At 58.1% G+C, this 13,410-nt stretch carries 11 protein-coding genes; 8 read left to right on the top strand and 3 right to left on the bottom strand.

Going from position 1 to position 13,410, the window contains the following annotated elements; translation table 11 throughout:
• Together malF and malE are read right to left on the bottom strand one after the other, a co-directional pair.
• Complete coding sequence (malF, locus tag IB144_RS24620) at positions 1-1,545, bottom strand: maltose ABC transporter permease MalF (protein WP_002884726.1); 1,545 nt, start codon at positions 1,543-1,545, stop codon at positions 1-3.
• Between the two features lie 117 nt (positions 1,546-1,662).
• Positions 1,663-2,853, bottom strand: a complete 1,191-nt coding sequence (gene malE, locus IB144_RS24615; RefSeq protein ID WP_009309456.1) for a maltose/maltodextrin ABC transporter substrate-binding protein MalE — start codon at positions 2,851-2,853, stop codon at positions 1,663-1,665.
• A 370-nt stretch (positions 2,854-3,223) separates the two neighbouring features.
• Here malE and malK point away from each other — a divergent pair, with 370 nt between their 5' ends.
• The 5 genes from malK (at position 3,224) to ubiA (ending at position 8,308) form a co-directional block, all read left to right on the top strand.
• Positions 3,224-4,333, top strand: a complete 1,110-nt coding sequence (gene malK / locus IB144_RS24610) for a maltose/maltodextrin ABC transporter ATP-binding protein MalK (protein ID WP_002884743.1) — start codon at positions 3,224-3,226, stop codon at positions 4,331-4,333.
• An 83-nt stretch (positions 4,334-4,416) separates the two neighbouring features.
• Positions 4,417-5,706: a maltoporin gene (locus IB144_RS24605; RefSeq protein WP_002884747.1), complete on the top strand. Its 1,290-nt coding sequence runs from the start codon at positions 4,417-4,419 to the stop codon at positions 5,704-5,706.
• A 114-nt stretch (positions 5,707-5,820) separates the two neighbouring features.
• Positions 5,821-6,744, top strand: coding sequence for a maltose operon protein MalM (gene malM, locus IB144_RS24600; RefSeq protein WP_004151749.1), 924 nt, complete (start codon positions 5,821-5,823; stop codon positions 6,742-6,744).
• A gap of 187 nt (positions 6,745-6,931) precedes the next feature.
• Positions 6,932-7,429: a chorismate lyase gene (gene ubiC / locus IB144_RS24595; RefSeq protein WP_002884807.1), complete on the top strand. Its 498-nt coding sequence runs from the start codon at positions 6,932-6,934 to the stop codon at positions 7,427-7,429.
• 12 nt (positions 7,430-7,441) lie between these two features.
• The gene (gene ubiA, locus IB144_RS24590; RefSeq protein ID WP_002884808.1) at positions 7,442-8,308 is read left to right on the top strand and encodes a 4-hydroxybenzoate octaprenyltransferase; all 867 of its coding nucleotides are present in this window, start codon (positions 7,442-7,444) and stop codon (positions 8,306-8,308) included.
• 48 nt (positions 8,309-8,356) lie between these two features.
• Here ubiA and plsB read toward each other — a convergent pair whose 3' ends face one another.
• Positions 8,357-10,780, bottom strand: coding sequence for a glycerol-3-phosphate 1-O-acyltransferase PlsB (gene plsB / locus IB144_RS24585; protein ID WP_004178269.1), 2,424 nt, complete (start codon positions 10,778-10,780; stop codon positions 8,357-8,359).
• Positions 10,781-10,908: 128 nt separating this feature from the next.
• Here plsB and IB144_RS24580 point away from each other — a divergent pair, with 128 nt between their 5' ends.
• The 3 genes from IB144_RS24580 to dinF all read left to right on the top strand — a co-directional run bounded on the left by IB144_RS24580 (position 10,909) and on the right by dinF (position 13,394).
• Positions 10,909-11,277 (top strand): diacylglycerol kinase, encoded by a 369-nt coding sequence (locus tag IB144_RS24580; protein WP_002884819.1) that lies wholly within the window; start codon positions 10,909-10,911, stop codon positions 11,275-11,277.
• Between the two features lie 122 nt (positions 11,278-11,399).
• The gene (gene lexA / locus IB144_RS24575) at positions 11,400-12,008 is read left to right on the top strand and encodes a transcriptional repressor LexA (RefSeq protein ID WP_002884822.1); all 609 of its coding nucleotides are present in this window, start codon (positions 11,400-11,402) and stop codon (positions 12,006-12,008) included.
• A 69-nt stretch (positions 12,009-12,077) separates the two neighbouring features.
• Complete coding sequence (dinF, locus tag IB144_RS24570) at positions 12,078-13,394, top strand: MATE family efflux transporter DinF (protein ID WP_004151748.1); 1,317 nt, start codon at positions 12,078-12,080, stop codon at positions 13,392-13,394.
• Positions 13,395-13,410: the final 16 nt, after the last annotated feature.

The following is a 13,410-nucleotide window of genomic DNA, read 5'->3' as shown; positions in this document are numbered from 1 at the left end:
TTAATCAAACTTCATGCGCGTGGCTTTCAGATTCACAATCGCTAACGCGCCAACCAGCAGGAAGATAAGCGTTGCGATAGCCGCCGCCAGGCCGAAGTCCTGACCGCCGCCGCCTTCAAAGGCGATGCGATAGGTGTAGCTCACCAGCAGGTCGGTATAACCGGCCGGGGTGGTGGTGCCGAGACGGTCCGGACCGCCGTTGGTCAACAATTGAATCAAGACGAAGTTGTTAAAGTTAAAGGCGAAGCTGGCGATCATCAGCGGCGTTAGCGGCTTAATCAGCAGCGGGAAGGTAATTTTAAAGAAGTTCTGGAACGGGCCGGCGCCATCCATTGCCGACGCTTCGTACAGATCGTCCGGAATCGCCTTCAGCAGCCCCATGCACAGGATCATCATGTACGGGTAGCCCAGCCAGGTGTTGACGATGATGATCATGGTGCGCGCGGTGGTCGGGTCGCTAAACCAGGCCGGCTTAATGCCGAACAGCGTGCTGAGCATCATGTTGATTTCACCAAAGCTCTGGTTGAACAGCCCTTTGAAAATCAGAATCGAAATAAACGACGGTACGGCGTACGGTAGAATCAGCAGGACGCGATAAATCGCTTTGCCTTTCAGCGCTTCCCACTGCACCAGGCAGGCGAGGATCATCCCCACCGCGACGGTCAGCACCACGGTCAGCACCGAGAACACCACCGTCCAGACGAAGATCGCGAAGAACGGTTTCTGAATGCCTTCATCGTGGAAGACGCGGGTAAAGTTGTCCCAGCCGATAGTCACAGTGTAGCCCGGGCTCAGCTTCTCATTGCCCCAGCTGCCGTCGGCGTTAATTGACTGGTAGAAGCCGACGTCGTTGTTCGGGCGGTATTTAACGTGGGTCTGATTGTTGGTCAGTACCCCGTCTTCGCCGAGGGTATACAGAGGCTGGGTACCGGAGAACTGGCGCAGGGAGCTCATGATGACTTTGCTGTCATCCGGCAGCACAGCGGTCAGCTGGTTCAGCGCGGTGCGATTCTGGGTAATCACGCGCAGGTTGGCGCGCTCGCCTTCCGGCAGGGCGTCGGTTTCTTTTAACGCCAGCTTCTGCTCGCCGCCAAATTTAAAGGCGTCAGAAAGGTAGTTTTTACCGCTTTCGCCGTCGGTCAGCGCCAGCTTCCACTCGTCACCCGCAGGGATCAGCGTGAAATTATAGGCTTTGCCGGCCTGGAAGGAACGATCCATCAGCACCTGCTGCGCACGCTCAAAGGTCAGCTGGTTGGTGCTGCTGTAGTTGGTAAACGCGATAGCGATAGTGCAGATCAGCGGAAACAGGACAAACAGGCCCATGCCGGCGAGGCCGGGATAAACATAGCGCCAGGCATAAGCCTTGCGATTAGCGAAAATATACAGGCCAACTGAGCTTAAAATCAGCGTCATGATGGCGAACAGGTACTCCCCCTGGGCGTACATCAAAACAACAAGGTAACCCACCAGCAGGCACAGTAAGCCAATCACAGACCATGTGAGTTGCGGGCTTTGCCACCAGTGTCTCTTTTTAACGGCATCCATGGGGATCATCCTCTACAGCGGTGAAAACTTATTTGTCAGGTGGCGCTTCGCTTACCTGACCTACGGTCCGAGCCGTAGTGGTAGGGCGGGTAGGCGCACGCGCCACCCGCCGTTTTCTTACTTAGTGATACGGCTCTGTGCATCTTTCAGCGCAGCATCGACAGTCTGGCGACCGCTGGCGGCGTTGATAACCGCGGTACGAACGGCATACCAGAAGGCAGACATCTGCGGGATGTTAGGCATGATTTCGCCTTTCTGGGCGTTCGCCATGGTGGCAGCGATGCGCGGATCTTTTTCCAGTTTTTCCTGGAAGGATTTCAGCGCCACGGCACCCAGCGGTTTGTCGTTGTTAACGGCTTCCAGACCCTGATCGGTCATCAGGTAGTTTTCGAGGAACTCTTTGGCCAGCTCTTTGTTCGGGCTGGCGGCGTTGATCCCCGCGCTCAGCACGCCAACGAACGGTTTCGATGGTTTGCCTTTAAAGGTTGGCAGCAGGGTCACGCCGTAGTTAACCTTGCTCTTATCGATGTTAGACCACGCCCACGGACCGTTGATGGTCATCGCGGTTTCGCCTTTGTTGAAGGCCGCTTCCGCGATGGAGTAGTCGGTGTCGGCATTCATGTGCTTGTTCTTGATCAGGTCAACCAGGAAGGTCAGGCCCGCTTTCGCGCCTGCGCTGTCCACGCCGACGTCTTTCACATCGTACTTGCCGTTTTCAAACTTGAACGCGTATCCGCCGTCGGCAGCGATCAGCGGCCAGGTGAAGTACGGTTCCTGCAGGTTGAACATCAGCGCGCTCTTACCTTTCGCTTTCAGTTCTTTATCCAGCGCCGGGATCTCTTCCCAGGTCTTCGGCGGGTTCGGCACCAGGTCTTTGTTGTAAATCAGGGACAGGGCTTCGACTGCGATCGGGTAGGCGATCAGTTTGCCGTTATAGCGAACCGCATCCCAGGTGAACGGATAGAGTTTGTCCTGGAACGTTTTGTCCGGGGTGATTTCCGCCAGCAGGCCCGACTGCGCGTAGCCGCCGAAACGGTCATGCGCCCAGAAGATGATGTCCGGGCCGTCGCCGGTCGCCGCAACCTGCGGGAATTTCTCTTCCAGCTTGTCCGGGTGTTCTACGGAAACTTTAATGCCGGTGTCTTTTTCAAACTTTTTACCCACTTCAGCGAGGCCGTTGTAGCCTTTGTCGCCGTTAATCCAGATAACCAGCTTACCTTCTTCAATTTTTGCGAGGGCAGAGGCGGAAAACATCATCGTGGTCAGTGCCGACAGCGCGAGGATGCGAGCGCCAGTTTTGATTTTCATATACCCGTCCTTTTTGGTGTTGTACTCGTGGATACACTTCGGTGGCTTAACGATGATGAGTTTCCTTTTTTAACAACCCCTTTCCATCCTCCCCAGGTCTACGCCCCACCCGCTGGTTGTGTGATCTCCATTGCAAAAACGGCCGTATTGCGTCCTGGAGCACAGAAAAAAGCGCCCAATTTTGTCGCCTCCATCACGAAATCACGCTCCGCCCGCCATCCCCCGCGGCGAGAGCCAATCTCTCATCCTCCCATCTCCTCCCCCATAAAAAAGCCGGGGGGTGGAGGATTTGCCTGCGTAATGAATGCCGCATAGTCGACCCATCTTGAATGTGACTGTTAGTGACAGGTTGTAACGAAGGGAGAAGGGCATGGCGAGCGTACAGCTGCGAAATGTAACGAAAGCCTGGGGTGACGTGGTGGTATCGAAAGATATCAATCTCGATATCCACGAAGGGGAATTCGTCGTGTTTGTCGGGCCATCGGGCTGCGGCAAATCTACCCTGCTGCGTATGATTGCCGGGTTAGAAACTATTACCAGCGGGGACCTGTTTATCGGTGACACCCGCATGAACGAGATCCCACCGGCAGAACGCGGCGTTGGGATGGTATTCCAGTCTTATGCACTCTATCCCCACCTTTCCGTTGCGGAAAATATGTCGTTTGGCCTGAAGCTGGCCGGCGCGAAAAAAGATCTGATTAACCAGCGGGTGACTCAGGTTGCGGAAGTGCTGCAGCTGGCCCATCTGCTGGAGCGTAAACCGAAAGCCCTCTCCGGCGGTCAGCGCCAGCGCGTGGCGATTGGTCGTACGCTGGTGGCAGAGCCAAGCGTTTTCCTGCTGGATGAGCCGCTTTCCAACCTCGATGCCGCCCTGCGCGTCCAGATGCGTATCGAAATCTCCCGTCTGCATAAGCGACTGGGCCGCACCATGATCTATGTCACCCACGATCAGGTGGAAGCGATGACCCTCGCCGACAAGATCGTGGTCCTCGACGCCGGCCGTGTGGCGCAGGTTGGGAAACCGCTGGAGCTCTATCACTATCCGGCTGACCGCTTCGTTGCCGGCTTCATTGGTTCACCGAAGATGAACTTCCTGCCAGTCAAAGTCACCGCGACGGCTATCGATCAGGTGCAGGTTGAACTGCCGAACCGTCAGCAAATCTGGCTACCGGTGGACAGCGCCAACGTGCAGGCGGGCGCCAATATGTCCTTAGGTATTCGACCGGAGCATTTACTGCCCAGCGATATCGCCGATGTAACCCTTGAAGGCGAGGTCCAGGTCGTCGAACAGCTCGGTCACGAAACGCAAATTCATATCCAGATCCCCGCCATCCGTCAGAACCTGGTTTACCGCCAGAACGACGTGGTGTTGGTAGAAGAGGGAGCCACATTCGCTATCGGTTTGCCGCCAGAACGTTGCCATTTATTCCGTGAGGATGGCACCGCTTGTCGTCGGCTGCATAAAGAGCCGGGCGTGTAAGGCTTCCCATTAAAAAAGCGCGAACCCGGCTGGCGATATACCGGCGAAGCGTGCAAATAAAAGCAATGATCTCAGGAGATAGAATGATGATTACTCTGCGCAAACTTCCTCTGGCGGTCGCCGTCGCAGCAGGCGTGATGTCTGCTCAGGCGCTGGCTGTCGATTTCCATGGCTACGCGCGTTCCGGCATTGGCTGGACCGGCAGCGGCGGCGAGCAACAGTGCTTCAAAGCGACTGGCGCTCAAAGTAAATACCGTCTTGGTAACGAATGTGAAACCTATGCGGAACTGAAGCTGGGCCAGGAGCTGTGGAAGGAAGGGGATAAGAGTTTTTATTTCGATACTAACGTTGCCTATTCCGTGAATCAGGAAGATGACTGGGAAAGCACCTCTCCGGCGTTCCGTGAAGCCAACATCCAGGGTAAAAACCTGATCGACTGGCTGCCGGGCTCCACGCTGTGGGCGGGTAAACGCTTCTATCAGCGTCATGACGTTCACATGATCGACTTCTACTACTGGGATATCTCCGGCCCGGGTGCAGGTCTGGAAAACGTTGACCTTGGCTTCGGTAAGCTCTCTCTGGCCGCTACCCGTAACTCAGAAAGCGGCGGCTCTTATACTTTCTCCAGCGATGACACCAAAAAATATGCTGCGAAAACTGCCAACGACGTCTTTGATATCCGTCTGGCGGGTCTGGAAACCAACCCGGGCGGCGTGCTGGAGTTAGGGGTCGATTACGGCCGTGCTAACCCGCAGGATGACTATCGCCTGGAAGACGGCGCGTCGAAAGACGGCTGGATGTGGACCGGTGAACATACTCAGTCTATCTGGGGCGGCTTCAACAAGTTTGTGGTTCAGTACGCCACTGACGCAATGACCTCCTGGAACAGCGGCCACTCTCAGGGGACCAGCATCGATAACAACGGCAGCATGATCCGCGTTCTGGATCACGGCGCGATGGACTTCAACGATGACTGGGGCCTGATGTACGTGGCAATGTACCAGGACGTGGATCTGGACAGCAAGAACGGTTCTACCTGGTACACCGTGGGTGTCCGTCCGATGTACAAATGGACGCCGATCATGAGCACCCAGCTGGAAATCGGTTACGACAACGTGAAATCCCAGCGTACCAGCGAAAACAACAACCAGTACAAAATTACTCTGGCTCAACAGTGGCAGGCAGGCAACAGCGTCTGGTCTCGTCCGGCTATCCGTATCTTCGCAACCTACGCGAAGTGGGATGAAAACTGGGGCTACAGCAACACCTCCGGTCTGCAGACGAAAGACAGCAGCGGAAGCGGCGCTTTCACCTCCAGCCGCGGTGACGACAGCGAAGTTACCTTCGGTGCCCAGATGGAAGTGTGGTGGTAATACCGTCCGCAGGACGGGTGTAACCTGGGAGGGGCGTCAGCCCCTCCTGATTATTCAGGGTTAGCGCGCTATTGCCTGGCTACCGCTAAACCGATGCTATCCAAGGTGAGAAGAATGAAAATGAAGAAAACTCTCGTCGCTCTGTGTTTATCCGCAGGGATGTTGGCATGCGTGCCGGGGATGAGCCTTGCCGATGTTAACTTTGTACCGCAGAACACCAGCGCCGCGCCGGCTATTCCAGCCAGCGCGCTGCAGCAGCTGATCTGGACGCCTGCCGATCAATCAAAGACGCAGAGCGTTGATTTAACCACCGGCGGTCAACGCCTGGATGTCCCGGGGATCGTCGGACCGGTCGCCGCCTGGAGCGTGCCGGCCAATATCGGTGAGCTGACCCTGACGCTCGACAGCGAACTGAACAAACATAAGCAGATTTTTGCGCCGAACGTGCTGATTCTCGACCAGAACATGACGCCCGCGGCGTTCTTCCCCAGCAATTACTTTACCTATCAGCAGCCGGGCGTGATGACCGCTGACCGCCTGGGCGGCGTGATGCGCCTGACCCCGGCGCTGGGCCAGCAAAAGCTCTATGTGCTGGTGTTTACCACTGAAAAAGATCTCCAGCAGACCACGACCCTGCTGGATCCGGCGAAAGCCTATGCCAAAGGCGCTGGCAATGCGGCCCCGGATATCCCGGATCCGATCGCTAAACATACCACCGATGGCGTGCTGAAGCTGAAAGTGAAAACTAATAGCACTTCCAGCGTGCTGGTGGGGCCGCTGTTCGGCTCCTCCGGCCCGGGTCCGGTAACCGTCGGCAACACCGCGGCGCCGGTAGCCGCGCCAGCCGCCGCCGCGGCGCCGGCCGCCAAAAGCGAACCGATGCTCAGCGATACCGAAACCTACTTCAACAATGGTATTAAGCAGGCGGTGAAACAAGGTGACATCGACAAAGCCCTGAAATTGATGAACGAAGCTGAGCGCCTCGGCTCGAAATCCGCTCGTTCCACCTTTATCAGCAGTGTAAAAGGCAAGGGGTAATCGTCTCCCCACAATGCTGATGTTTAGGCACAGCCTTTAGGTGCATCCTCCGGGATGCACCTTTTTTTGCACGCGCGGCAGCCTGTTGCATGGCTGTTGCGTGAATGATCGTATATTGACGTTTGCCCGCCACCAACCGCCTATTCTGCGATACAATGCTTTCACGTTATGTACCGGAGAATCAGGCATGTCCCATCCTGCGCTTACGCGACTGCGTGCGCTGCGCTATTTTGCCGTTATGCCATCCCTGCCGCCGCCGCTAAGTGACTGGCTGCTGCTGGAGGACTCAATGACCCAGCGCTTTGAACAACAAGGAAAGCAGGTCACCGTGACCCTGGTTAACGAAGGGTATATCGGCCGTGACGCGCTGACTGACGAAGCGGCGCTGCTGCCCGACGAGCCGCGCTACTGGCTGCGGGAGATTATACTCAATGCCGATGGCGAGCCCTGGCTGGCCGGGCGCACGGTGGCGCCGGAGTCGACGCTGTGTGGTCCGGAGCTGGCGCTACAGCAGCTCGGGCAAACTCCGCTGGGCCGATACCTGTTTACGTCGTCGACATTAACCCGCGATTTTATTGAAATTGGTCGCGATGCAGCGCTGTGGGGGCGTCGTTCCCGCCTGCGGCTGAGCGGCAAACCCCTGCTGCTGACCGAGCTTTTCTTGCCTGCGTCGCCGTTGTACTAAGAGGAAGAAAAAATGGAGTGGAGTCTGTCGCAGAATAAGCTGTTGGCGTTTCATCGCCTGATGCGCACTGACAAACCAATCGGCGCTTTGCTGCTGCTGTGGCCGACGCTGTGGGCGCTATGGGTGGCCTCGCCGGGCGTCCCGCCGCTGTGGATCCTGGCGGTATTCGTCGCCGGCGTCTGGCTGATGCGCGCCGCCGGCTGCGTGGTGAATGACTATGCCGACCGAAAATTTGATGGTCACGTAAAGCGTACCGCCCGCCGTCCGCTGCCGAGCGGCGATGTTACCGAGAAAGAGGCGCGAACGCTGTTTATCGTGCTGGTGCTGCTCTCTTTCCTGTTGGTGCTCACCCTCAACACCATGACCATTCTGCTGTCGGTGGCGGCGCTGGCGCTGGCGTGGGTCTATCCGTTTATGAAGCGCTACACTCATCTGCCGCAGGTGGTGCTGGGCGCGGCCTTTGGCTGGTCGATCCCGATGGCCTTCTCGGCCGTCAGCGAATCGCTGCCGCTGAGCTGCTGGCTGATGTTCCTCGCCAATATTCTGTGGGCGGTGGCCTACGATACCCAGTATGCGATGGTGGATCGCGATGACGACGTTAAGATCGGCATCAAGTCGACGGCGATCCTGTTTGGCGAAAACGATCGTCTGATTATCGGTATCCTGCAGGTGGCCGTACTGGCGCTGATGGGCGCGGTGGGTTGGCTGAATGGGCTGGGCTGGGAATATTACTGGTCGCTGTTCGTGGCGGCGGGTCTGTTTGGCTGGCAGCAGAAGCTTATCTTCAATCGCGACCGCGATAACTGCTTCAAAGCGTTTATGAACAATAACTACGTCGGGCTGGTGCTGTTCCTCGGCCTGGCGATGAGCTACCTGTAACCTCCTGTCTGCTGCCCCCCGGCATTCCGGGGGGCAGCAAACGCCGCGTTACGCGTCGTCCTGCGTGACGCTCTCAATGGTCAGTCGGACATCCGACGTAATCAAATCCGCCAGCATCCGATAAACCTTCAGGGTCTCTTCCGGCTCGGCGTCGCCGGTGTCGCTGATATAGCCTTCATCGCGCAGGGTCAACACCAGGGTGCTGAACACCGCTTTGTCGAAGAACTCCGGCGCATTGATGCCGTGTAGCACCGACAGACGCTGGGCCACGGTGCGACTCTCTTTTTCCAGCGAGCTGCGGTTGATCGCCGGGTTAGCGCTCAGCAGCCAGAAGGTGATGGCATAGCGCTGCAGCGTCTCGCGGGCGCCAGCGGCCAGCAGCTGCAGGGAGCGAGAGTGCGACGGGTTGAGGCTCATGACATCGCCATCGACGACGATCAGCTCCTGACGCAGCATCTCGGCAATCAGCGCATCCACCACTCCGGCCAGCTCCGCTTTTTCCCAGCGCAGGAACAGCTCGGCCTTGAGGAACGGATAGAGTGTTTCCACATGACGCAGCACTTCGGCGCGGCTGAGATGACGATGCTGAGTCACCAGAGCGGCTAACAGCGACGGCATCACCAGCATATGGGCGATATTGTTGCGATAGTAGGTCATCAGCACCGCCTGCTCGCGCGGCAGGATGATGATGTCGCCAATGGTGTCCTTCTCCACTTCGAACTTGTTCATCTGCAGCGCATGATCGATGAGCTCGCTGGCTGAAGCGGATGGGGCGGTCGCATCCGGAGAATAGGGCACATTGCGCAGCAGCGCGAGGTAGCACTCTAACTGCTGGGTGAGCTGCTCACGGGTCAGCGAACGCTGGCGGGAGGCCAGTAGCGCCGTACAGCACAGGTTCATGGCGTTGGCCGCGCCGGCGTTATTGATGCGCACCATCAGGTCAGCGGCGATGCTATTCACCGTCGGCGTCAGCCAGGAGGGGCGAACCGCTTCGATCGGGTCGATCGCTTCCCGCCAATCCGGCACATGCTGGTTAAGATAGGTCATCAGCGGCAGCGGTTCGCCGAAGTTAACGTAACCCTGGCCCAGGTTGCGCAGCTTGCTTAAACCGCGCACCATCTGCGGCAGACTCTCTTTCTCTTTAGTGGCGCCGCGCAGCTCTTTGGCGTAGGTTCCTACCTCCATCACGTGCTCATAGCCGATGTAAATCGGCACCAGGGTGATCGGTCGGGTTCCGCCGCGCAGCATCGCCTGGATGGTCATCGACAGCGTACCGGTCTTCGGATCGAGCAGACGGCCGGTACGGGAGCGGCCGCCTTCGACGAAATACTCCACGGAATAGCCGCGGCTGAACAGTTCGCCAAGGTATTCGCGGAACACGGTGGAATAGAGCTTGTTGCCCTTAAAGGTGCGGCGAATAAAGAAGGCGCCGAGGCGGCGGAAGATCGGTCCGGCCGGCCAGAAGTTGAGGTTGATGCCCGCCGCGATATGCGGAGGGACCAGCCCCTGATGGTACAGGACGTAGGAGAGCAGCAGATAGTCCATGTGGCTGCGGTGGCAGGGGACATAGACAATTTCATGGCCGTCGTGCGCCAACTGGCGTACGCGCTCGGCGTTATGCACGTTGATGCCCTGGTACAGGCGGTTCCAGGTGAAGCCGAGAATGCGGTCGGTCAGGCGGATCATCTCGTATGAGAAGTTCGCCGCAATCTCTTCCATCAGCGCGATAGCGTTCTGCTGTGCCTTCTCGTGCGAAATTTTCTTGCTGCGCGCTTCGTCTTCCACCGCGCGGGCAATCGCTTTCGAGGCCAGCAGTTTATTAAACAGATCCTGGCGGGCCGGCAGACGCGGGCCGACGGCGGCCAGCCGCTGGCGGGCAAAATGCATGCGAGCGACGCGAGCCAGCTTCTGGGCGATGATCTTATCGGTACCGTGCTCATCCGCCATGCGGCGCAGCGAAACGGACGGCGAGAAGCGCACGAAGCTGTCGCGGCCGAGCCAGGAGACGGCGAAAAATTTCTGAATGCCGTTCAGCATCCGCAGCGGCGGATTGACTTCTCCTTTCTCGCGACCCGGCGAACGGCCGAACATGACCGAAACCGGCACCATTTGCACATCGAGGTCCGGATGGTTGCGGTGCAGATCGAGGTAATCGTGGAACAGCTTGATGGACTCTTCTTTTGGCGTGTAATAAGTAAATACGCGCGGCCCACCGTGGATGAATACGTAACGCGGCAGCAGGGCGCCGTCGATTTCCAGCGGTTCAAGCGGGTCAGGTAAATCATGCGCCAGGCATTGGGCGCGCAGCGTCAGCAGGTCCGCCTTCGAATTATAGGGCAGGACGTACATGACCGGACGCGAGGTATCGAGTCCTAATTCCTGGGCAGGCTCTGCCGGAATAGACTTGCTTTTTACCAGCACCTGTAATGGTAAATTCAGTAATTTATAGTAAATTCGTTGCCAGCCGGACATAAACGATGTGAAGCCTCTGGTTAATCATGCAAATGCGCGGCAAGAATAACAGAAAGTGGGCAAAATTTCCGTTACCACGCGGCAAACGCGCACACTCATCGACGTCATTTACGTAAAAAGGTTTTGTGATGGCTAATAATACCACCGGGTTAACCCGGATCATTAAGGCGGCAGGTTACTCCTGGAAAGGATTTCGCGCGGCGTGGATCAACGAGGCTGCGTTTCGTCAGGAAGGCGTCGCCGCTATCGTGGCCGTCGCGGTAGCCTGCTGGCTGGACGTTGACGCCATCACCCGCGTATTGCTGATTGGCTCGGTCCTGCTAGTGATGATAGTCGAAATTCTCAACAGCGCGATTGAAGCGGTTGTGGACCGTATCGGCTCGGATTTTCACGAGCTTTCAGGGCGCGCCAAAGATATGGGGTCGGCGGCGGTTCTGCTGGCGATTATCATCGCGCTGATCACCTGGGGAACGCTGCTGTGGAGCCATTATCACTAACGTTCTTCGCTAACCCTCGCAAAATATGAACAATCCGCCGATTTTTGTGTGCCATGTGGTTCCAAAATCACCGTTAGCTGTATATACTCACAGCATAACTGTATATACACCCAGGGGGCGGAATGAAAGCGTTAACGACCAGGCAGCAAGAGGTGTTTGATCTCATTAGGGATCATATCAGCCAGACGGGCATGCCGCCGACGCGTGCGGAAATTGCTCAGCGCTTGGGGTTCCGTTCCCCAAACGCGGCGGAAGAACACCTGAAAGCGCTGGCGCGTAAAGGCGCGATCGAGATCGTCTCCGGCGCTTCTCGCGGTATTCGCCTGCTGACGGAAGAAGAGCAAGGCCTGCCGCTGATCGGCCGCGTCGCCGCCGGTGAGCCGCTGCTGGCGCAGCAGCATATTGAAGGCCACTATCAGGTCGACCCGTCGATGTTTAAGCCCAACGCCGATTTCCTGCTGCGCGTCAGTGGGATGTCGATGAAAGACATCGGTATTCTGGATGGCGATTTGCTGGCGGTCCACAAAACCCAGGATGTGCGTAACGGCCAGGTGGTTGTCGCGCGTATCGATGAAGAAGTGACGGTGAAGCGTCTGAAAAAGCAGGGCAATGTCGTTGAACTGTTGCCGGAAAACAGCGAGTTTTCCCCGATCGTCGTCGATCTGCGCCAGCAGAGTTTTACCATTGAGGGTCTGGCCGTTGGCGTGATCCGTAATGGAGAATGGCTGTAGCGCCTGCCTCTGCGCAGCGTCATCTGTTGCGTGACGCTGCGACGTTTTTCCTCAATCAGGTCCTCAAACATGCTGCTCAACGCTGCCGATAAAGCGCTGTGGCGTCTTGCCCTCCCTATGATTTTCTCCAACATCACCGTCCCGCTGCTGGGGCTGGTGGATACGGCGGTGATCGGCCACCTGGACAGCCCGGTATACCTCGGCGGCGTAGCGGTCGGGGCGACGGCCACCAGTTTCCTCTTCATGCTGCTGCTGTTCCTGCGCATGAGCACCACCGGGCTCACCGCTCAGGCCTGGGGCGCCAAAGATCCGCAGCGCCTGGCGCGGGCGCTGGTGCAGCCGCTGGCCCTGGCGCTGGGCGCCGGGGTGCTGATTATCCTGCTTCGCCTGCCGCTAATTGACCTCGCTCTGCATATTGTCGGCGGCAGCGAGGCGGTGCTTGAGCAGGCGAGACGGTTTCTCGAAATTCGCTGGCTCAGCGCCCCCGCCTCGCTGGCCAACCTGGTGCTGCTCGGCTGGCTGCTGGGCGTCCAGTACGCCCGGGCGCCGGTTATTCTGCTGGTGGTGGGTAATCTGTTGAATATTGTGCTCGATCTGTGGCTGGTGATGGGCCTGCGGATGAACGTCCAGGGAGCGGCGCTGGCCACGGTCACCGCGGAGTACGCCACCCTCATTATTGGCCTGCTGATGGCGAAGCGGGTGCTGACGCTGCGCGGCGTGTCGCTGGCGATGCTGAAAAACGCCTGGCGCGGGGATCTGCGCCGTTTATTGGCGTTGAATCGGGACATCATGCTGCGCTCTCTGCTGCTGCAGCTGTGCTTTGGCGCGCTGACCGTATTCGGCGCCCGTCTGGGCAGCGACATCGTGGCGGTTAACGCCGTACTGATGACCATGCTGACCTTTACCGCCTACGCGCTGGATGGCTTTGCCTATGCCGTGGAGGCTCACTCCGGCCAGGCCTACGGCGCGCGCGACGGTAGCCAGTTGCTGGAGGTGTGGCGGGCGGCCTGCCGGCAGTCCGGCATGGTGGCGCTGGCGTTTGCCCTGATTTACAGCCTGGCGGGGCAGTACATTATCGCGTTGTTAACCTCACTGCCTTCCCTGCAGCAGCTGGCCGATCGCTATCTGATCTGGCAGACGATCCTGCCGGTGGTCGGCGTCTGGTGTTATCTGCTGGACGGCATGTTTATCGGCGCGACGCGCGGCGCTGAGATGAGGAACAGTATGGCGGTCGCCGCGGCGGGGTTTGCCGTGACGCTGCTTACGCTACCGGTGCTTGGCAACCATGGTCTGTGGCTGGCGCTGGCGGTGTTCCTCGCCCTGCGCGGCCTGTCGCTGGCGCTGATCTGGCGTCGACACTGGCGACGCGGCACATGGTTTAGTTAGTCATCTCCTGTCATTG

It is taken from the genome of Klebsiella sp. K4 (assembly GCF_014596785.2).
In the GTDB taxonomy this organism is placed as follows: Bacteria; Pseudomonadota; Gammaproteobacteria; order Enterobacterales; family Enterobacteriaceae; genus Klebsiella; species Klebsiella pneumoniae.
The sequence above is the reverse complement of the archived record's forward strand: the minus strand, read 5'-3'. Positions and strand labels throughout refer to the sequence as shown.